Annotated in this window: 19 protein-coding genes and 1 riboswitch; of the genes, 11 read left to right on the plus strand and 8 right to left on the minus strand. The window is 54.3% G+C overall.

Going from position 1 to position 19119, the window contains the following annotated elements:
• The coding region (locus tag AB9F27_RS18495) for a transposase (protein ID WP_335585243.1) at positions 1-153 on the plus strand (153 nt) is incomplete at its 5' end.
• 45 nt (positions 154-198) lie between these two features.
• Here AB9F27_RS18495 and AB9F27_RS18500 read toward each other — a convergent pair.
• Both AB9F27_RS18500 and AB9F27_RS18505 read right to left on the minus strand, forming a co-directional pair.
• Positions 199-666 (minus strand): 6,7-dimethyl-8-ribityllumazine synthase, encoded by a 468-nt coding sequence (locus tag AB9F27_RS18500; protein WP_335585148.1) that lies wholly within the window; start codon positions 664-666, stop codon positions 199-201.
• Between the two features lie 75 nt (positions 667-741).
• Positions 742-891, minus strand: a riboswitch (FMN riboswitch).
• A 246-nt stretch (positions 892-1137) separates the two neighbouring features.
• A complete protein-coding gene (locus tag AB9F27_RS18505; protein WP_335585149.1) occupies positions 1138-1875 on the minus strand; it encodes a YafY family protein in 738 nt (245 codons plus the stop codon).
• A 62-nt stretch (positions 1876-1937) separates the two neighbouring features.
• On the opposite strand from AB9F27_RS18505, the gene AB9F27_RS18510 reads away from it, so the two are divergent.
• Positions 1938-2573 carry a glutathione S-transferase family protein gene (locus AB9F27_RS18510; protein WP_335585150.1) on the plus strand — a complete coding sequence of 212 codons (636 nt, stop codon included), beginning with the start codon at positions 1938-1940 and terminating at the stop codon, positions 2571-2573.
• Positions 2574-3130: 557 nt separating this feature from the next.
• Here AB9F27_RS18510 and AB9F27_RS18515 read toward each other — a convergent pair.
• Together AB9F27_RS18515 and AB9F27_RS18520 are read right to left on the minus strand one after the other, a co-directional pair.
• On the minus strand, positions 3131-4036 hold the full coding sequence (locus tag AB9F27_RS18515) for a bestrophin family ion channel (RefSeq protein WP_335585151.1): 906 nt from the start codon (positions 4034-4036) through the stop codon (positions 3131-3133).
• A gap of 34 nt (positions 4037-4070) precedes the next feature.
• Positions 4071-4949 carry a LysR substrate-binding domain-containing protein gene (locus AB9F27_RS18520; RefSeq protein ID WP_335585152.1) on the minus strand — a complete coding sequence of 293 codons (879 nt, stop codon included), beginning with the start codon at positions 4947-4949 and terminating at the stop codon, positions 4071-4073.
• A gap of 150 nt (positions 4950-5099) precedes the next feature.
• Here AB9F27_RS18520 and AB9F27_RS18525 point away from each other — a divergent pair, with 150 nt between their 5' ends.
• The 4 genes from AB9F27_RS18525 (at position 5100) to AB9F27_RS18540 (ending at position 8419) form a co-directional block, all read left to right on the plus strand.
• Positions 5100-6218, plus strand: coding sequence for an S-(hydroxymethyl)glutathione dehydrogenase/class III alcohol dehydrogenase (locus AB9F27_RS18525; RefSeq protein ID WP_369758015.1), 1119 nt, complete (start codon positions 5100-5102; stop codon positions 6216-6218).
• Between the two features lie 58 nt (positions 6219-6276).
• The gene (fghA, locus tag AB9F27_RS18530) at positions 6277-7116 is read left to right on the plus strand and encodes an S-formylglutathione hydrolase (protein ID WP_335585153.1); all 840 of its coding nucleotides are present in this window, start codon (positions 6277-6279) and stop codon (positions 7114-7116) included.
• Between the two features lie 31 nt (positions 7117-7147).
• On the plus strand, positions 7148-7645 hold the full coding sequence (locus tag AB9F27_RS18535; RefSeq protein WP_335585154.1) for a GreA/GreB family elongation factor: 498 nt from the start codon (positions 7148-7150) through the stop codon (positions 7643-7645).
• Positions 7646-7717: 72 nt separating this feature from the next.
• Complete coding sequence (locus AB9F27_RS18540; RefSeq protein WP_335585155.1) at positions 7718-8419, plus strand: hypothetical protein; 702 nt, start codon at positions 7718-7720, stop codon at positions 8417-8419.
• Positions 8420-8610: 191 nt separating this feature from the next.
• Here AB9F27_RS18540 and AB9F27_RS18545 read toward each other — a convergent pair whose 3' ends face one another.
• The 4 genes from AB9F27_RS18545 to AB9F27_RS18560 all read right to left on the minus strand — a co-directional run bounded on the left by AB9F27_RS18545 (position 8611) and on the right by AB9F27_RS18560 (position 14055).
• Positions 8611-8841, minus strand: a complete 231-nt coding sequence (locus AB9F27_RS18545) for a hypothetical protein (protein ID WP_335585156.1) — start codon at positions 8839-8841, stop codon at positions 8611-8613.
• A gap of 181 nt (positions 8842-9022) precedes the next feature.
• Positions 9023-11560 carry an excinuclease ABC subunit UvrA gene (locus AB9F27_RS18550; RefSeq protein ID WP_335585157.1) on the minus strand — a complete coding sequence of 846 codons (2538 nt, stop codon included), beginning with the start codon at positions 11558-11560 and terminating at the stop codon, positions 9023-9025.
• A gap of 415 nt (positions 11561-11975) precedes the next feature.
• Positions 11976-12398, minus strand: a complete 423-nt coding sequence (locus AB9F27_RS18555) for a DUF3010 family protein (RefSeq protein ID WP_335585158.1) — start codon at positions 12396-12398, stop codon at positions 11976-11978.
• 181 nt (positions 12399-12579) lie between these two features.
• Complete coding sequence (locus AB9F27_RS18560; RefSeq protein WP_335585159.1) at positions 12580-14055, minus strand: DUF6880 family protein; 1476 nt, start codon at positions 14053-14055, stop codon at positions 12580-12582.
• Positions 14056-14186: 131 nt separating this feature from the next.
• On the opposite strand from AB9F27_RS18560, the gene AB9F27_RS18565 reads away from it, so the two are divergent.
• The 5 genes from AB9F27_RS18565 (at position 14187) to nadC (ending at position 19116) form a co-directional block, all read left to right on the plus strand.
• The gene (locus tag AB9F27_RS18565; protein ID WP_335585160.1) at positions 14187-14648 is read left to right on the plus strand and encodes a hypothetical protein; all 462 of its coding nucleotides are present in this window, start codon (positions 14187-14189) and stop codon (positions 14646-14648) included.
• On the plus strand, positions 14645-15250 hold the full coding sequence (locus AB9F27_RS18570; protein WP_335585161.1) for a mobile mystery protein B: 606 nt from the start codon (positions 14645-14647) through the stop codon (positions 15248-15250). The genes AB9F27_RS18565 and AB9F27_RS18570 overlap by 4 nt, the downstream gene beginning before the upstream one ends.
• 411 nt (positions 15251-15661) lie before the next feature.
• Entirely contained in the window at positions 15662-16711 is a 1050-nt protein-coding gene (nadA, locus tag AB9F27_RS18575; protein WP_335585162.1) for a quinolinate synthase NadA, read from the plus strand.
• Positions 16712-16717: 6 nt separating this feature from the next.
• A complete protein-coding gene (locus AB9F27_RS18580; RefSeq protein ID WP_335585163.1) occupies positions 16718-18268 on the plus strand; it encodes an L-aspartate oxidase in 1551 nt (516 codons plus the stop codon).
• A complete protein-coding gene (nadC, locus tag AB9F27_RS18585) occupies positions 18265-19116 on the plus strand; it encodes a carboxylating nicotinate-nucleotide diphosphorylase (RefSeq protein WP_335585164.1) in 852 nt (283 codons plus the stop codon). Before AB9F27_RS18580 ends, nadC begins: the two co-directional genes overlap by 4 nt.
• Positions 19117-19119: the final 3 nt, after the last annotated feature.

The raw sequence follows: 19119 nt of genomic DNA on the forward strand, positions 1-19119 counted from the left end.
CATGACAAGCGCCGGTATAAAAGGCGCAACAGGATCGAACATATGTTTGGAAAGCTGAAAGACTGGCGGCGCGTTTCAACACGATATGATCGATGCCCTAACGTATTCATCTCCGCAATCGCACTCGCTCCTACAGTCCTATTTTGGTTATGAGACCTGAGCCTAATGACCCGCCAGACCCTGAATGGGCATGGTATGTTATCCTACGCGATCAAGGCTGTTCGTGCTTTCCGTGTCTAAAACAACGGCACGAGTACGTCCAATCATCAGCGCGGCATTTGCGGCCTCACGACCCTTTTGCACGAAGTGGTCGGCGAAAATGCTCATGTGGTGGGTGGTTTCTTGAAAGTGGTGCGGCGTCAAGGATACTGACAAAATTGGCACACCAGTCTCAAGTCCAGCCTGCATTAGGCCCGTAACAACAGCCTGCGCCACAAACTCGTGGCGATATATCCCGCCATCGACGACCAGCGCTGCGCACACGATTGCGCTATACCGACCTGTGCGTGCCAACTCCCGCGCCATCAACGGCATTTCAAACGCGCCAGGCACATCAAAAACGTCTATGTCATGGCTGTCAATGACTTCGCAAAACCCGACCAGCGCCTGATCAACAATATCGGAATGCCAATTGGCTTTTATGAAGGCGTATTGAGCTTGTTGCATATGTCTTTCCTTTAGCAAACTATTGGCCAAGGCGATCACATGCAATGCGCGCTGCGCAAAGGGCACAGGCGGAAAACACACTCTCTTTCATCCGGACTATGACCGTCGGCTCGGGAATCACACCCAATCTGCTGGACCCTTACACAAGAATATAAGGCGCTCGCGGGCTTACGAACGTGTTCGCTTACCGCCGGTGGGGAATTTCACCCCGCCCTGAGAATTAAATTACTGGTTATCGAAATAGCCAAAAAGTGCAACCCCAAATTCACCCTAACTCAATAGCCGCAAGTCATGTAACGCACACCTTTTGTCTATCGAGAGGAATCGGTTTGGGAACAACCTATCCTCAATTAGTTTTACAGAACGACGCTGGTCATCACCTCTGACCAAACGCCAATCATCAAAGCCGCCGACTCTGCGCCGGGATTTATGTGTTCAATGGAGCGGTCGCCAACGCCGTGACAAATCTCCTTACCAAACGTCGTTTATTGGGCCGCCCTGTTTCGGGACCGACATCTGGTTTAAGCTTTCTTCAGACATCTGTGAAATATAGTCGCGCAGCAGCCTGACACGGTTTGGCCGAAAGCTCTCGTCGGCTGGTTCTGCCGATTCCATTCGCGACATGAGGAACTTCCTAAAGTCCTTCCGGAGGCAACACCAAGCGAGAAGTCCTGGGCCTCTGTCGAGGTACACAATCGCGAGCGGATAGACGCGCCGATCGGTGAGCGCTCCATCCACATCTCGATATCGAAGGTCGATTGCGGTTTCTTCCCAGCTGGCAGTCCGGATCTGGGAAATATCCGGCGCTACGTTTGGGGGGACTTGATAACGATAGACCATATGCGTTGCATGAAGAATTTGGCGCTGCAGGCGTTCCGGCAGGGTCGCTGCGATCTTTGCGAGCGCGGACTCGGCCGCCTTGGCCAATTGTGCATCACCACGCTGGCGCACATCGCTCAGGCCGACAACCAGGGCTTCCATCTCAATCCGGTCAAAGGTCTGGGGCGGCAGAGCGGGATCTTCGGTTAGGGTGTAGCCAACCCCTGCCGCCCCGTCGATCAAGGCGCCACTCGCCCGCAGGCTTGCAATATCGCGATAAAGCGTGCGTTCCGACACTTCGGTCTCGATGGCGAGCCGAGCAGCGGTCACGGGCTTGGGCAACACCCGCAAGGCGTTCATCAAGCGAAAAAGGCGTTCGGGGCGGCTCATAACATCCTGACGGAAACTGACAGTAGACCCCCTCTATAACCGACACCAGATCGAAACCAAACATGGAAAACAACACTGTGCTCACCCTATATCATGCGCCCCACTCGCGGTCTTCACGCATCATCCGCCTGATCGACGAACTAGACATCTGGACACAGGTCGAAATCCGTGTCGTCGGTGTCGCGCGTCAGGATGGATCGGGCGGACACGATCCGAAAAACCCGCATCCCGAAGGCAAGGTGCCGTTACTGGTTCATGACGGTATTGAAATATGGGAATCGAATGCGATCATCCTCTACCTGACCGACCTTTTTCCAGATGCAGGAATGGGGCCTGTCGCCGGTGATCCGCAACGTGGGCGGTATCTGAGTTGGCTTGCTTGGTATGGCAACGTTGTCGAGCCGGTCATCGTGATCGCGGCTGCGGAGGTGTCGCACCCCATCCTTGATGTCACCTTCCGAGGGGTGCCGGAGATGACAAGTCGATTGGCCAATGCCCTTGAGCAAGCGCCTTTCCTTATGGGAGATAAATTTACGGCGGCTGACTTGCTGATGGTCTCGCCGTTCACATGGTTTCCCGCCTCAGCCCCCGACCACCCGGCCATCAAGGCATGGATCGAACGGTGCGAAGCGCAACCATCAGCGCAGCGAACTGCAGAGTTTGAGACACGGCAACTAGAGCAGGACGTTTTGGCCTGATTGAAACTGATATGCGGCGGCAGACAATCCGCCGCGTATCAAGTTCTTAGAGGTCGGGAAGTTTTCCAACATCGTCGACCTTTTTAATACCCGCTCAACTATTGAAGAATTTGACCTCCCTCGTTATTCGCTGCGTTGCAGAATTCCGGTGTGACGGGATCAAACCTGCCGTTAGCAGTGAAGCTAATCGATGGCCGCTTTTCTCCAGATGCTCATTCGGCGGTCAAAGGCCCCTAGGCCAACAATCACCATGATCACGGAAGTCAGATTCGACATAAGCGCGTTAATCTGGGCTTTTATTGGAGACGAAAGTTTCCCTTAATCAATCAGACCCCTGTCCTTGGCCATGACACCATCCGGCTGAATGCTTGCAATCATATCCTTAGATCGCCGCGTAAGAGTGACCCATTCAAACCTAAAGCAGTTGTTCAAGGTTTCGGCCTCTTCTGTGAAAGCAGACCTTGGCTGCATTGCAGAAAAATGGATTATTGGGCTCAGACGGGAATTGAACACGCCAACAAGTGTCGTTCTTTTGAAAGACACGCTCTTACAGTAATTTAACTCAGCACATGGTTCGTCGCAGACAGGGCGACCGGCGGCGACCTTTCCAACGCTTCAGATACCGATATTTCAATCGTGCGACACATCGCATCCAATGGCAGGCCGTTCTGAACGTTGCGGAATGGCAGTTCCAACTCGTTCGTTACAGCCTGAAGTCCAAAGAACGCATAGGCCACAATTGCGGCGAAGACAGGTGCGAACCAGCCGGTTGCCTCAATCAGCGCGAAGGGCAGCAGCCAGCAGTATAGATAGGTCGTTCGCCGCACCAACAGGGAATAGACGAAGGGTAGTGGCGTCGTGAATATCCGTTCACATCCGGCCTGCGCCAATGCCATCGACGACAGCGTTTGCGAGATCGTCATTTGCCCAAATCCACTGATTGCGTCTTTACGCATCAGCAGGCCGATTTTGTCAGCAATAGACCGCAAAGCTGCATCTGCAGGGTTCTTGTGAGCCGTCATCGCGGTGGTTTTTTCTTCGCCTATCCAGCCGACGATGTCGGACTTCACATCCACACTGCGCAAAAAGCCGCGGTGCAAATGCGCGAAAGCAACTGCGCAAGATAGGATATGCTCTCGATCTTCCCCCTTGCCGACAAAAACGCACATGTGCCGCCCCAGATTGCGCACATCAGCAATCATTCCACCCCACAGCTTGCGGGCTTCCCACCAACGATCATAGGCGGCGTTGTTGCGAAATCCCAGGAACAGCGACAGTGCGACGCCAAATATACCCATCGCGGCTATCGAGATGTGCGGCAACGGGATGACGTATTGATCTAATGCCAGAACGATCACAGACAGCAGGGCTATGCCCAATATCTTGTCGATAATCTTCGGCACCACCGATCCTTGCATGACGAAGAACAGCTTAAACGAAGATGGAGACTCTCTGACGATCATCTGGCTGTCCTTCTCAAGTGTAAATTCGAAACGTTCAAGTTTGAGCCAACCTTTCACCCAGATGATCTAACAGCAATCGCACTTTCGGCGACAGATGCCGGTTTTGCGGATAGATTGCCCATATTCCATCATCCGGCGCACGATAAGTGTCGAGCATGGGCACCAACCGGCCGGCCTGCAACTCCGCTTCGACGTAATAATCAGGCAGTTGGATGATCCCGACGCTTTTTCGAGCGGCATCGACCAAAGACCATCCGCTGTTGCAACGCAAATTTCCTTTGACGCGGATATGGCGTGACTTGCCCTTTTCCTGAAACCGCCAATAGCCCAGCGTTCCTTGCAGACAATTGTGCTGGTCAAGTTCGGACAGCGTATGCGGCACACCATTCACAGCCAGATAATCCGGCGAGGCACAGACGAAATGGGCGCGCGACGCGAGCCGTTTGGCCATCATAGTGCTGTCTTTAAGCTCGCCCAATCGGATCGCCAGATCGAAGCTTTCCGACACCAGATCAAGCCTCTGGTTGGTCAGCTCCAGATTAACCTCGAGTTCCGGAAAGCGGGCGACAAAGTCGTTGATCAGCGGCGCAATTCTGGATTCGCCGTAGGTCACGGGCGCGGTCAGGTTAAGCCTGCCCTTGGGGGTCTGGTGCAGATCGGTGATGGCACGGTCAGCATCTGCCAGCCCATCCAGAACCTGTCGGCAATGATTGTAATAGATTTGCCCTGTATCGGTGATCGAAACCTTGCGCGTGGTGCGATAAAACAGTTTGACGGCCAGCCGTGCTTCGAGTGCCCCAATTTGACGGCTGACCTGCGCCGTGGAAATCCCCAAGCGGTTGGCGGCGGCGGTAAAGCTCTCGGCTTCAGCGACTGCGACGAATTCTGAAATGCCTTCCCAAATTGCCAACATTGTTTCCTCTACCGCCGATCCAAGTGATTTTCACTATTACAGTACAGTAACAGTCATTTGCATAAACGCCCAATTATCCTTTGACGGAAATAGTGTAAAACATCAATCACAAACCGCCGCACCAGAAAAAAGTGAGTTGAGATGACCAATATAATTAAATCCAAGGCCGCCGTTGCCTGGGCCGTTAACCAGCCGCTCTCTATTGAAGAGATCGACGTGATGCCGCCGCAGGCCGGTGAGGTCCGCGTCCGTATTGTCGCTTCCGGCGTCTGTCACACCGATGCTTTCACCCTGTCAGGCGATGATCCCGAAGGCCTGTTCCCAGTCATTTTGGGCCACGAAGGCGGCGGGATCGTTGAATCCATTGGCGAAGGCGTGACCAGCGTGGCCGTTGGTGATCACGTGATCCCGCTTTACACACCCGAATGTGGCGAGTGCAAATTCTGCAAATCCGGCAAAACCAACCTGTGCCAGAAAATCCGCGAAACCCAAGGGCGCGGTTTGATGCCCGATGGCACCAGCCGTTTTTACAAAGACGGCAAACCGATCCTGCACTACATGGGCTGCTCGACTTTCTCGGAATACACCGTGTTGCCGGAAATCTCGCTGGCTAAAGTGAACCCCGAGGCGCCATTGGAAGAAGTTTGCTTACTGGGTTGCGGTGTCACCACGGGCATGGGAGCTGTGATGAACACCGCCAAGGTCGAAGAAGGCGCGACCGTCGCGATCTTTGGCATGGGCGGCATTGGTCTGTCGGCTGTGATTGGTGCGGCAATGGCCAAGGCCAGCCGGATCATCGTGATCGACATCAACGAGAGCAAATTTGATTTGGCTCGCAAACTGGGCGCGACGGATTTTATCAATCCGAAAGACCACGACAAGCCGATCCAAGACGTGATCGTCGAGATGACCGATGGCGGCGTTGACTATTCGTTCGAGTGTATTGGCAACGTTAACGTCATGCGTTCGGCACTGGAATGCTGCCACAAGGGCTGGGGTGAATCCGTCGTCATCGGTGTCGCCGGTGCTGGTCAGGAAATCTCCACCCGCCCCTTCCAACTGGTCACTGGCCGTGTCTGGCGCGGGTCTGCGTTTGGTGGCGTCAAGGGTCGTTCCGAGTTACCTGATTACGTCGAGCGCTACATGCAGGGTGAATTCAAACTAAATGATTTCATCACCCACACCATGGGTCTTGAGGACATCAACACTGCGTTCGAGTTGATGCACGAAGGCAAAAGCATCCGAACCGTCATCCACTTCGACAAATAAACCAATAAGTCGGTCGCGCCCAATATGGCGCGGCCCATATCCAAGCAAAGGGTGCAGCATGTCACTAGAAATCACGAGTGTTTACAAAAGCTTCTGCGGCTGGACCAAACATTACACGCACCGTTCAACCACGCTGAACTGCGACATGCGGTTTGCAATCTATCTACCGCCTCAGACGGCCAACGGGCAGAAGGTGCCGGTGCTTTATTGGCTGTCCGGGCTGACCTGTACGGACGAGAATTTTATGCAAAAGGCCAATGCGCAGCGTATCGCAGCAAAGCTTGGCGTTGCTATTGTCGCCCCCGATACCAGCCCGCGCGGCGTGGGTGTCGCTGATGACGAAGGCTATGATCTGGGACAGGGTGCCGGATTTTATGTCAACGCGACGCAGGCCCCTTGGAACCGTCACTACCATATGTACGACTATGTGTTGAATGAACTGCCGCAGTTGATCGAGGCCACTTTCCCAGTCAGCGATAAGCGCTCTGTTTTTGGCCATTCAATGGGAGGTCATGGTGCGCTGGTTTTGGCGCTTCGCAACCCTGACGCCTTTCAATCTGTTTCGGCGTTCAGTCCGATTGGCAACCCGGTCGACTGTCCTTGGGGCCAAAAAGCCTTTGCCGCATATCTGGGCAAGGATACTGGCGCATGGGCCGATTATGACGCCAGCCTGCTGATGCGAAAAGCCAAAGGGGCTGTTCCCGCACTTGTGGATCAGGGTGAAGCTGACGGTTTCCTTGAAGAGCAGCTTAAGCCAGAAACATTGGAAGCATCAGCGAAAGTGAGCGGATATCCATTGGAGCTGAACCGGCGCGAAGGCTATGATCACAGCTACTATTTCATCGCCAGCTTCATCGAAGATCATCTGCGGTTCCACGCGAAACACTTGGCCGCATAGCGACCAGCCGCCAACCATTGGAGAGATAGTCATGAGTAAAGCGTTTACAAAAGAAGACGATGGCACCGAGAATGTTCGCTTGGATGATCTGCCACAAAGCCCGCATCCAAACTTGGTGACCCTATCAGGTCTCGATGCGCTCAACAGCCGACTTAGTGCGCGTCAGTCGGATCTGGCAAAGCTACGGGGCGAAACTGATGACTTTGACAGCAAGTTGGCCATTGCAGTTGCTCAACGTGACATCCGCTTTCTTGAAGGGCGTGTCAGCCGTGCGATCCTCGTTGATCCCGAACGCCACGCCCCGGACATCGTCGCATTTGGCGCAGAGATCGAAGTTATCACCGAAGACGACAATCGCCAGACCTTTCGGATTGTCGGCGAGGATGAGGCAGACCCGACGCATGGCTTGATTGCCCCATATTCGCCGCTTGGCGTTGCGCTGATGGGGGCGCGGCTTGGCGATACAGTCGAATGGCAAAAGCCCGCCGGCATCGTTGATCTTGAGATCGTTGGGATCCGGTTTGATTAGAAAACATCGGATGATCTGGCCCGCCGAGAGGCGCAAAACTGCGCAACCGTCGCGCCAAAAAGGAAATTTGGAATGAACTCCATTGTCCTGATCGGGCTTTCGCTTGCGTCGGTTGTATTTCTCAGCCTTGTCCATTTGCTTGCTGATATGTTGCGGTGGAAACACCAAATGCCTCAGAAGTATTGGCTGTCGTTCGCTGATGGCATTTCCATCAGTTATGTCTTTCTCGGCCTTCTGCCCAAGATCGTTGACGGGACAATTGCCTTTCCAGAATCCCTTGGACCTATGGCGGAAACCCCGAAGCACAGCCCGTTTCTGCCGCTCCTGATCGGTCTCGTCGCGTTCTATGGAATGGAACGCCTTGTGGAAAAACCAACTGGATTGCGGGTATGGATACATCTTGCGTCTTACGCGTTTTACAAAGCAATCATCGGATATCTCATCGTCCAGATGAATGATCCCGTGGCAATTGTCATTTTTGCACTTTCGATGGCTGTTCATTTTTTGGTCGTGGATTACCGGATGATGAAAATCCACAAAGAAGTCTATCAACGTATCGGGCGGTGGGCGCTGACTGTTGCTATACTTGCCGGGTGGATTGTCGGCATCACCACCTTCATCTCGCCGGTTCTGGTCACTCTTCTGTTGTCGTTTCTCGCCGGTGGTATTGTGCTGGTTGTGCTTGAAGAAGAGTTTTCGCGCGAACACCCTTCTTCGTTTCCGGCGTTTTCGACAGCGGTCATTGTTTACGCGGCAGGACAGATTGCAATCTGACCCGCCCAAAAACTCACGCCGAGAACAGTTCAATTTCTTGACAGTCTATAACCGTGATTCAGGGTTTCAGACTGTCAATATGGCCATCTAAACCTGCCATTGATGGACGCCATCACGAGGCATCTATTATCATTTTAACAGCGATCCAACAGGATATGCGCAAAAGGAGAAGTACTATCTCCAGTTCCTATTCAGGTGGGTGCGACCACGTCCACATCAAATCCACAGCCGAACTCATCGACAATCACGTCTGTCATTGCGATGTTTGCAAAGGCGTGACCGGCCAACAAACCACCCATATGGCATTTTTCAATCACGGTGATCCACAGATCGACCACCCAGAGAAAATGAACCGCCAACCGTTCAATAGGGACAATCCCGACGGCTCTCTTGAACTGTGCGGTTTTGATGCTGGATGACAAACAAAAGCGAATCCGCGTCGCGGTGCCGAACGTCATGGGCTACGATGAGGCAAATTTCCCTGCCCCAACGTATCACGCCTTTTATGATACCTCGCGCCAAACCCTCGGACGGACGCCCTGTCTACGAAGGTCTGCGGCCGGAATTCGTTTGCCCCCCATTCTGAAACTTATCAATCTAACGCTACCGCTCCGGAAACAAAAAGGCCGCGGTTCGGCTGGCTTTTGACTTCGCTACGCTGGCCGGAATGCCCTGCGCGACGATCGCCCCGCCCTCATCTCCGGCACCCGGACCGATGTCGATGATCCAATCGCTATTTCTGGCGACCTGCATGTTGTGTTCCACCAGAATGATAGAGTTGCCCGCATCAACCAGCTCGTTTAATTGGACCATCAGCATTTTGACATCCTTCGGGTGCAAGCCGGTAGTAGGCTCGTCCAATATGTAAAGCGTGTCATTGCGTCCGGCGCGTTGCAACTCCGTCGCAAGCTTGATCCGTTGCGCTTCACCGCCCGACAGCTCGGTCGCAGGCTGTCCAAGTCGTAGATATCCAAGGCCGACCTGCAACAATGCATCAAGCGCGCGCAACACCGTTCGGTCATCGGCGAAAAAATCATGCGCCTTCTCGACAGTCAGGTCGAGCACTTGCGCGATGGTCTTGTCGCGATATGTAATTTCCAAGGTCTGGGCATTATAGCGCTGCCCCTGACACACGGGACAGGGCGCATAGACGCTGGGAAGGAACAGTAATTCAACGCTGACAAATCCCGCGCCCTCGCAATTGGTGCACCGCCCCTTCGCGACGTTGAACGAAAAACGCCCAACATCATAGCGGCGCGCCTTCGCTTTCGGGGTCGCCGCAAAGAGCCTGCGAACATGATCAAACAGCCCCGTATAGGTCGCAAGATTGGACCTCGGCGTGCGTCCGATGGGTTTTTGATCGACCGTCACCAAGCGCCGGATACCCTGCATCCCGTGAACGATCCGCCCACCAGTTGAGGTTTCAAGTTCCCTCTCTAGCAACTCGGCCTCATCGCTTGGGGCATCAAGAACTGCCTTCTTTCCCAAGGCGTCGCCGGCGAGCTCGACCAGTGCCTGACTGACAAGGCTGGATTTACCCGAGCCTGATACACCCGTGACCGTCGCTAAAACTCCAAGCGGAAACTCAACATCAAGGCCACGCAGATTGTTGCGCTCGACCCCTTCAAGCCTCAGCCAACCCTTGGGCTCTCGTGGATTGCGACCCGTCGCAACCTCCGGGCTGAATAGATACCGCCCCGTATGCGATGCCTCAACGTCGCGCAGCCCTTCAATCGGCCCGTTATATACCACCTCGCCGCCATGGGTTCCCGCGTCTGGTCCGATATCCACAATCCAGTCGGCATGGCGGATGACATTGTCATCATGCTCAACCACGAAAAGCGAGTTTCCAGACCCCTTGAGCTCATCCAGCGCCCCCAGCAGCGCCAGCGTGTCGGACGGATGCAACCCAGCAGAGGGTTCGTCCAGAACATAAATCACACCAAACAACTGTGATCGTATCTGCGTCGCCAACCGCAGACGTTGTAATTCCCCGGGCGACAGGGTCGGTGTGCCGCGTTCAAGTGAAAGGTAGCCAAGGCCCAGCGTCGTAAGCGCATCGACGCGGGCCAATATATCGCTGGCGATGCGCTGCGCCACGATGATCTTTTCGGGGTGCTGATCGCCCTCGCACGGTTTCGCATGGGCCGTTTCGCGCAGAGTTTCGGCAAGCTCGCTCAGCGTAAGTTGCGACACCTCGCCAATATCTAAGTCCGCAAATTTCACCGCAAGCGACTCGCGCTTTAACTTCTTGCCGTTGCACTCTGGGCACTCAGAAATCTGCATGAACTGCGAAACGCGTTTCTTAGTGCGGTGGCTTTGGGTGGTTGCAAATGAGTGTAAAACATAGCGCTCGGCACTGGAAAACGTCCCCATATAGCTCGGCGCCATGTCACGCTGCTGCGCCACACGGGTTTGCGCTGGGGTAAGCCCCGCATAAACCGGCACTGTAGGTGTCTCTTCCGTGAACAACATCCAGTTGCGGTCTTTTTGCGGCAAATCCTTCCACGGGATATCGATGTCATGGCCAAGCGACGCAAGGATATCGCGCAGGTTTTGTCCGCCCCACGCAGGCGGCCAGGCAGCGATGGCACGCTCACGGATGGTCTTGGTATCGTCCGGAACGAGCAGTCTTTCCGTGACTTCAAACACCCGCCCTATCCCGTGGCAACGCGGGCATGCCCCCTCCGGCGTATTTGGCGAAAACGCATCGGCATAAAGAATTTGCTGGCCGCGTGGATATTGCCCTGCCCGCGAAAACAACATGCGCAACCCGTTTGAGATGGTCGTCACGCTACCAACCGAGGATCGCGCTGACGGCGCACCGCGTTGCTGCTGGAGCGCGACCGCGGGCGGCAGGCCATCGATGGAATCGACATCCGGTTCACCGACCTGATCAATTAGGCGTCGCGCGTAAGGCGACACCGAATCCAGATAGCGCCGCTGGGATTCCGCAAACAGCGTCCCGAACGCGAGCGATGATTTTCCGGACCCCGAGAGGCCAGTAAATACCACCAACGCGTTGCGTGGCAGATCAACGTCTATATTTTTAAGGTTATGAACGCGAGCGCCCCGCACTTGGATGCAGTGATCAGGGTCACAAAGGACATGTTCGATTGGTTCTGAGGTGATGGTGTTCACTCTTTCTGATGTAGAAATATTACTGCTGTAGCGCCCAACTTACAGCCCTCTAAATCCGGAGGCTGATTACTTGATGTTATGCGACCATATCTAATGTGGTGAGTTTATGCATAGTACCTCTCTTTTGGCTCTGCTGGCGGGATGTATCCGATGTGCTCAAGCAGGCGACGGTTATTGAACCAATCGACCCATTTTAACGTTTCCCATTGGACAGCGGAGTGAATAAATACTTTGCCTCGCGCAGACACCTTTAGGGTGTAGTTCAGCTAAAAATTTTCAATTCTCAGCAACTCTAAACCTCTGGGAATTAAGTATGCGAGTTAACGTCACACCGCCTGATGTTCATTGAGCCAGCTATTGGAGGCACATTTGAAGTGCAAGCCCCCTGCCCCGGCTATCATAGGCAATGATCTAATTAGGGCAACTTGCTGAGACCATACACGCCAGTAACGTATGCATTCTTGAGATAGACAGGTAGCTTATCGGGATAGCCTTGGATCTCTTTTTTGGAAAAAGCTGCAAGTGTGGCAGCATGCACAAACCGCGTCTTTGTGCCGTCAACGAGCTGGATAAGTGTCTCGAGCTTAAAGGTAGCCGGTCCACCAGCCATTTTGCCTTTGCGCGCCCGAGATTTAATGATGAAGGTCTCAATTTTGTGCTCATCGGCAAAGGCTTGCAATTGCGCCAAACAAAACTTTAATTCTGCATCCGAGGTATCGTCTGAAATTTCAATCCGGGTTGTTCCAATTGGAAGTTTGGCAGGTTGCCCGTCGTCATCATAATAGACCACTGCCAGCCTCACTTCTTGTGCCGATATTTCACATCCACAAATTCGCATACATATCTCCAAATAGTCTCGGTTGGAGGCTAGTGCGTCTTTTGAAAATTGTCATCAATTCTAAAATTTACTCCCTCCTGTTGTTTTCCCCCCATTTGCGGAAACCTTTGCAAATAGACCTGCGCAGCCATTTGGGGGTGGTTTAATGTATAACACCGCCGATGCCGATTTCTCCAAATGGTTAGAGCACCTTCGCCCAAAAAGAAGATTTTCGATCATGCTGTGTCTGAAGGGTTTGGAGATATCTATCGTGAGGGAGAAACCCTCGGTAGTCTGCGATCTCTGCATCGACTGACGTGCAATCCGCCAAGTGATCGGCAGCATGGCCGTATCGTGTTGAGCACCCCTGCCCCAGTGTAAAGTCAATCATTGCGCGCCAAAGAAGTACCGCGGCGAGCGGATACCTTACTCGGAGGACTTCGGCGGCTGGTGTTAAGAGTAAGTAGTGATCGCCGTTGATTTCATCTGCGCGGGTTTCGATCAATTGGGCCGCTGTCAGCAAGTCGGGCCAAGTGATGCAAAATTCCAGAGCCGTTGAAAAGCTTGGAAACGATAGGGCATGTGTCTTGGCAGCATCCTCAACCTCAACATCTTCGAAATCCGGCAGAAGTTTCAGATACTGGCGCAAATGCTCTTGGTTTAGCGTCGCCGCAAAACAGGCCCAACGGTGCGCTTGGGCTTCTTCAATCCGCTCAAGGACAGTTAGGCAGGCGATATAGGCCGCGTCCCATTCATCCCGACCTAGAGTGCGCCCGTCTTGGTCAGCATCAAGGAGAAGATCCAACGCCCCTTCAGGTCGGTCTTCCGCGAGCAAAAGCATGGCCACTTCCGCCGAAATATCCTTCCTCTTCAGATCCTCATCCGAATATTGCGCTATATAGGCATTCGTGTCGCCAGCGGCCAAGGCGATCTCTTGTAAGCAGCCTTTGACGAAACTGGCTTTGCGTTCATCTGCGTGGGTGCTCCCACCGCGGAGTTGGCGCAAAAACTGGATTGCTTCGTGATCTTCCTCTTCAACCTCAAGAGGGGCCACAGCATAGGTCTGAACATTGGCCTTCAACCGTGCAAGTCCGGCGGCCCCAAGAGTAGGAGACATGAGAGGAATAATGCCGTCCCATTCTCCGTATCCGTTGTCCTGTAGGGCAATCCACACTCGGTCGGCCAGCGCTGCTGGATCAACCATTGCACGGGAAGCTATGTCTTCAAACTGCTCGATTGCCGAGCGAAACACATCGCCAACGTCGCCCCTGCTGTCATCCACACGCTCATAGGTGGAAGGGGCGATTTCAATGAACTGCCATAAAAGGTCAAACGCGGTTGTCGGATCCTCTGGTGCGATTTTTTCGGCAATCATTGTCACTTGTGTATTGAGATCCTTGATCAGGGCCTTTCGCTTTCGCCAACTGACAAAGCCCGTCGATTTTCGCAGCGACACGAGTCGTTTGCGCACTTCGCGTGCCAACTCGGAAGCCCCGAGGTTGTGGCTAAGCTCCAAGCGTAGCCTGCGTTTTATTTCAGCACTGCCGGTACTCACCTCGATAAGCAACGCGGCCAATTGCTCGGCTCCCAGTGCTTCCAGATTGGTTTTGTTCAGGGTCTTTTTTGACATACCCAATTGTGGCATCTGGAACGCTTGAAGGAAAGCGGGCGTTAACATGCTGCAGTCGTTGCCATACCACAATATGTCTTTTTTATAGTTTTCGAATTATCCTAGCATTGCAAAAATGTTAAAAATGCAATACATCAGCATGGCAACGAGTAACTTTATGCTAAGCTAAGGGGTGACAAATGACCGTCGCACGCACAAAGCAAAGACAGGCTAGAAATAGGGTCCGCCTCGCAGCAGAGACGTCCCAAGCCTTTGAAAAACCACTTGGTGGCTGGCTGGCTACTTTCCAAGAAGCAATCAGCATGAGCGCGGCCACCTTGGCTGAACGTCTGGGTATTTCTCGCAACAGTATCTACAGCTCGATTGAAAAGGAACGGATTGGGTCAATTTCAGTGAACCAACTCGCAAAGATGGCTGACGCAATGGGTGGTAAGCTGGTCTATGCAATTGTACCGCGCGAGGGGGACATCGAAGAGATCCTTATGACTCAAGCCCGCAAGAAGGCAGAACGCATCATCCAGCGCACCCGCGCGCACATGGCATTAGAGGAACAAACCGAGGGCCTAGGCAGCCAAATAGAGATGATTGAAGAGCTGGCGGCTGAACTGGTGCGTGAAATGCCAAGGGATTTCTGGAAGTGACCTTAACATTACATGAGCCATCGGGTGCCACCCCACTGACGCCCGACGAACTGCTTGGTCTGAAGGTCAAACACATCACCAATCGTGGCGAACTCAACGAGTTGGAGGGGGCCAACATCGTTGAAGGTCTGACTTGGCTCGATCGGCGGCCAAAATCATTCGACGTCCTGACAGACGGTGCTGCGCGCGAAGTCCATAAACGTCTGTTCGGGAAAATTTGGGACTGGGCAGGCGCATACCGCATGACCGAGAAGAACATAGGTGTACCAATTTGGCACATATCGACGGAGATGCGTGCTTGCCTAGACGATGCCCGTTATTGGCGCGAGAACGGCATCTACGAACCCTTGGAAGCCACAGCGCGATTCCACCATAAGCTGGTCTGGATCCACCCATTCGCAAACGGCAATGGACGCTGGGCAAGGATCATGGCGGATGTCTATCTTACTGGGATCGACAAAAATATTTTTCTAGATTGGTCTGGTAGCGGAACGTTGGTAGCCGAGAGCGATCACCGCGCAAGGTACATTGCGGCATTGCGCGCGGCAGATGGCCATATTTTCGAACCAGTGACCGAGTTTGTTAGAGACATTGCACAGTAGTTGGAGTGTAAAGTGAAGGACTTCCATCGCTGGAAATCAATGGCGCATATTTCACCATTCATCTGTTCAAGGTTGCATGGTCAACTTCAACGCCACACTCCTGCATGATCTCTTCGTGGTCTCAATAAGACACGGCATATCGCACATAGAAGAAGACAGCGTACAGTACGACGGCCCCGGAATATTTGGTAGATGCATTCGCCGAATGCGGACCTGAACGCCAAACTGCCAAACCTGTTTTATTTTTGCGACAGAGCCGGACTTTTGACCATCATGCGCCCCGATGATAAAAAGCCCGCGCCAAGGGCAATCACCCTCTCTACCTTTCGCAAGAAAAGCTAACGACTTTTAAAACCTTATTTGACCTGTTAACTCTGCACGCAGTCACGTCTTGGAAAAGAGATCCTTAGAATGCTCGATATACCTCAGCTTCGTACAACCCTGTCTCAACACTTTGATCTTGCACCGAATGTTGAATTGGCATCCTCCATGCAGGATATTTACAGTCAAATGGACAGGGTGGTTTCTCCAGCCGATTGGGCCATCTATGCGCCCTACGTCAAAGCGATCAACGATCTTAAGCGCGAGCAAAATGCCGTGATCCTCGGGCACAACTACATGACGCCCGAAATTTACCATGGCGTCTCGGATTTCGTTGGCGACAGTTTGCAACTTGCGATGAAGGCGACCGAAGTTGACGCGGACATCATCGTCCAAGGCGGCGTTCATTTCATGGCCGAAACCAGCAAAATTCTGAGCCCCGAGAAAATGGTGCTGATGCCCGACATGGCAGCGGGGTGTAGCCTCGCGGAATCTATCACTGCTGAAGGCGTCGCAGCAATGCGCGCAAAATACCCCGGCGCACCGGTTGTGTCCTATGTCAACACTACGGCGGAAGTGAAGGCGGCCTCGGATATCTGCTGCACGTCCTCCAACGCCGTTCAGATCGTCGACGCCATGGACAGCGACATTGTGATCATGACGCCGGATCAGTTTTTGGCGCAAAATGTCGCCAATCAATCCAAGAAAAAGATCGTCTTCTGGGAAGGGTCCTGCATCGTCCACGAGCTTTACACCACCGAAGAATTGCGCGCGTACCGCGAGTTTGACCCAGAGGTTAAGATCATCGCGCATCCGGAATGTACGCCCGCCGTTGTCGCAGAAGCCGATTTTTCTGGCTCCACCAGCGGCATCATCAACTGGTTGCATAAGAACAAACCCGAGAAGGCAATGCTGGTGACAGAATGCTCCATGGCGTCAAATATCTCGAATGAATTACCAAGCATTGAGTTCGCCAAGCCATGTAACATGTGCCCCTATATGAAGAAAATCAGCCTAGAGAAAATTCTCTACGTTCTGCACACGCATGAAAATCAGGTCGTGGTTGACCCTGATGTTGCCGCCCGCGCCCGCGTCTCGGTGCAGCGGATGATTGATCTTTCACGCAAGCTTGGGCTCTGAACTGACATGAAAGAAATCACGACCGACCGTATTGTCATCGTCGGTGCAGGGCTCGGCGCGCTCTATGCGGCGCTTGAGCTTGCACCGCGGCCGGTACTAGTGATTGCGCCCGAAATCCTCGGGCAAGGCGCGAGTTCTGCGTGGGCACAGGGTGGCGTGGCCGCAGCAATGGCAAAAGCGGATAGTGCGGCGTCGCACTCGGCGGATACCGTGCGCGCAGGGGCTGGGATCGTGGATGAGGCCGTCGCCGATCGTGTAACCCAAGATGCCCGTGACCACATCCTTGAGTTGACCGACCTTGGCACCCCGTTTGATCGCTCCCCCGAAGGCGGTTATGTCATGTCGCGCGAGGCGGCGCATAGTTTTGCGCGGGTCGTGCGCGTCAAGGGAGATCAGGCGGGGGCGGCGATCATGGCCGCCTTAATCAAGCAAATACGCAGGGCCCCCTCAGTGCAAATCTTGGAAGGCACAATGGCCTTGGCGCTTGAAACCCAAGGCGAGGCGGTTACGGGGATTGTGATCCAAGCTTCAGGCCCAGAACGATCCGCCCCCGTGATGTTGCGCGGCGCGGCCTATCTATTGGCGGGCGGCGGTTCGGGCGGGCTTTACGCGCTCACCACCAATCCCGACCGTATTCGCGGGCAGGTCATTGGCATGGCCGCACGAGCAGGCGCGATGATTGCGGATGCGGAATTCGTGCAGTTTCACCCAACGGCCTTGGATGTCGGCGAAGATCCAGCCCCCTTAGCCACAGAGGCCCTGCGCGGCGAAGGTGCGACCCTGATCAACAAACACGGCACGCGGTTTATGCTCGGCGTGCACTCCGACGCCGAACTCGCCCCGCGCGATGTTGTGGCGCGCGAGATTTTTGCCCAGACGCAGGCGGGCAATCGCCCCATGCTCGATACCCGCGCCGCCCTCGGCGATACAATAAAAGGCCTCTATCCTGCCGTAACTGCGGCCTGCGCGCGCAATGGAATCGACCCTAGCGTTGAAGCAATTCCCGTTGCCGCCGCCGCGCATTACCATATGGGTGGCATCGCGACGAACGCGGAAGGGCGCTCAAGCCTCGGCAATCTTTGGGTCTGTGGCGAAGCGTCCTCAACGGGGTTGCACGGTGCCAATCGTCTTGCCTCAAACGGGCTGCTTGAGGCGCTGGTTTATGCGCGCATTTGTGCCGTGAACATCGCCGCCAACACACCTATGTACCAAGCGCCCGAAGTCGCTCTGAGCTTTGGGGCGGAAAACAATACGCCCCCCGCCACGGCCATCGAAACATTACGCCAGACGATGACCGAACATGTCGGAGTGCTTAGAAACGGCGATGGATTACGCGCAGCTTTGCGCCAGATCGCCGCCTTGGAAGACGCAAACCAGAACAACGTGGAATTTCTCACCATGTGCGCGACAGCGACCTTGATTGCCGCCAGCGCCCTTCTACGCGAAGAAAGCCGAGGGGCGCATGAACGCACCGATTTTCCCCAGATGAGCACGGGTCCCGCCCAACGCTCGATGATGACTTTGGCCCAAGCGCAAACTCTAAAGGACGCACTATGACCTCCCACGCAAGCCTGCCTGATCTGCTGCTCGAACCACTCGTGCGCAACGCATTATTTGAGGATTTGGGCGCTTATGGCGATGTCACCACCCGCGCGGTCATCCCGCACGGCACGACCTATAAAGCCCGCATAAACGCCCGCGAAGATGCGGTGATTTCGGGGATGCAAATCGCCGCCCTCGCCTTTCGCCTCGTTGATCCCACCCTGAGCGTGACCACGTTGTTTTTCGACGGCCAGCCTTGCAAAATGGGCGACACCTTGATGCAGATCGAAGGCTCTGCGGCGTCGATCCTTTCGGCGGAGCGCGTGGCCTTGAATTTTGCGGGGCGCTTGACTGGAATCGCGACCCAAACCGCGCAGTTTGTCGCGCAAACCGAAGGTACCAAAGCGCGCATCACCTGTACCCGCAAAACAACCCCCGGATTGCGCAGCGTTGAAAAACTGGCGGTGCTGCATGGGGGCGGCTCAAACCATCGATATTCGCTGTCGGACGCGATCCTGATCAAGGACAACCACATCGCCGCCGCAGGCGGCATCGGCGCGGTTCTTGCGGCGGCCAAGGCGAACGGCTCGCATATGACGATTGTTGAAATTGAAGTGGATCGTCTGGATCAACTGGCCGAGGTTTTGGCCGTCGGTGGCGCGAATGTTGTCCTGCTGGATAATATGGACAATGATATGCTCCGCCAAGCGGTGGCCCTTGTGGACGGCAAACTCACAACCGAAGCCAGCGGCAATGTGACCTGCGCGCGCGTCGCCTCCATTGCCGCCACGGGGGTCGATTTCATCTCTTCTGGCGCACTCACCCATTCGGTCAGGACGGTGGATTTAGGCTTGGATTTTTAGGTG

The sequence above is a fragment of the Falsihalocynthiibacter sp. CO-5D18 genome, from assembly GCF_041205445.1.
GTDB lineage: Bacteria > Pseudomonadota > Alphaproteobacteria > Rhodobacterales > Rhodobacteraceae > Falsihalocynthiibacter > Falsihalocynthiibacter arcticus.

What these genes read in the sequence shown, in the direction of transcription:
- AB9F27_RS18580 (WP_335585163.1), top strand. Translation starts at nt 16,718, where the DNA reads ATGAAAGAAATCACGACCGACCGTATTGTCATCGTCGGTGCAGGGCTC.
- AB9F27_RS18555 (WP_335585158.1), bottom strand. Translation starts at nt 12,398, where the DNA reads ATGCGAATTTGTGGATGTGAAATATCGGCACAAGAAGTGAGGCTGGCA.
- AB9F27_RS18520 (WP_335585152.1), bottom strand. Translation starts at nt 4,949, where the DNA reads ATGTTGGCAATTTGGGAAGGCATTTCAGAATTCGTCGCAGTCGCTGAA.
- AB9F27_RS18500 (WP_335585148.1), bottom strand. Translation starts at nt 666, where the DNA reads ATGCAACAAGCTCAATACGCCTTCATAAAAGCCAATTGGCATTCCGAT.
- AB9F27_RS18560 (WP_335585159.1), bottom strand. Translation starts at nt 14,055, where the DNA reads ATGTTAACGCCCGCTTTCCTTCAAGCGTTCCAGATGCCACAATTGGGT.
- nadC (WP_335585164.1), top strand. Translation starts at nt 18,265, where the DNA reads ATGACCTCCCACGCAAGCCTGCCTGATCTGCTGCTCGAACCACTCGTG.
- AB9F27_RS18505 (WP_335585149.1), bottom strand. Translation starts at nt 1,875, where the DNA reads ATGAGCCGCCCCGAACGCCTTTTTCGCTTGATGAACGCCTTGCGGGTG.
- fghA (WP_335585153.1), top strand. Translation starts at nt 6,277, where the DNA reads ATGTCACTAGAAATCACGAGTGTTTACAAAAGCTTCTGCGGCTGGACC.
- AB9F27_RS18565 (WP_335585160.1), top strand. Translation starts at nt 14,187, where the DNA reads ATGACCGTCGCACGCACAAAGCAAAGACAGGCTAGAAATAGGGTCCGC.
- AB9F27_RS18515 (WP_335585151.1), bottom strand. Translation starts at nt 4,036, where the DNA reads ATGATCGTCAGAGAGTCTCCATCTTCGTTTAAGCTGTTCTTCGTCATG.
- AB9F27_RS18540 (WP_335585155.1), top strand. Translation starts at nt 7,718, where the DNA reads ATGAACTCCATTGTCCTGATCGGGCTTTCGCTTGCGTCGGTTGTATTT.
- nadA (WP_335585162.1), top strand. Translation starts at nt 15,662, where the DNA reads ATGCTCGATATACCTCAGCTTCGTACAACCCTGTCTCAACACTTTGAT.
- AB9F27_RS18510 (WP_335585150.1), top strand. Translation starts at nt 1,938, where the DNA reads ATGGAAAACAACACTGTGCTCACCCTATATCATGCGCCCCACTCGCGG.
- AB9F27_RS18535 (WP_335585154.1), top strand. Translation starts at nt 7,148, where the DNA reads ATGAGTAAAGCGTTTACAAAAGAAGACGATGGCACCGAGAATGTTCGC.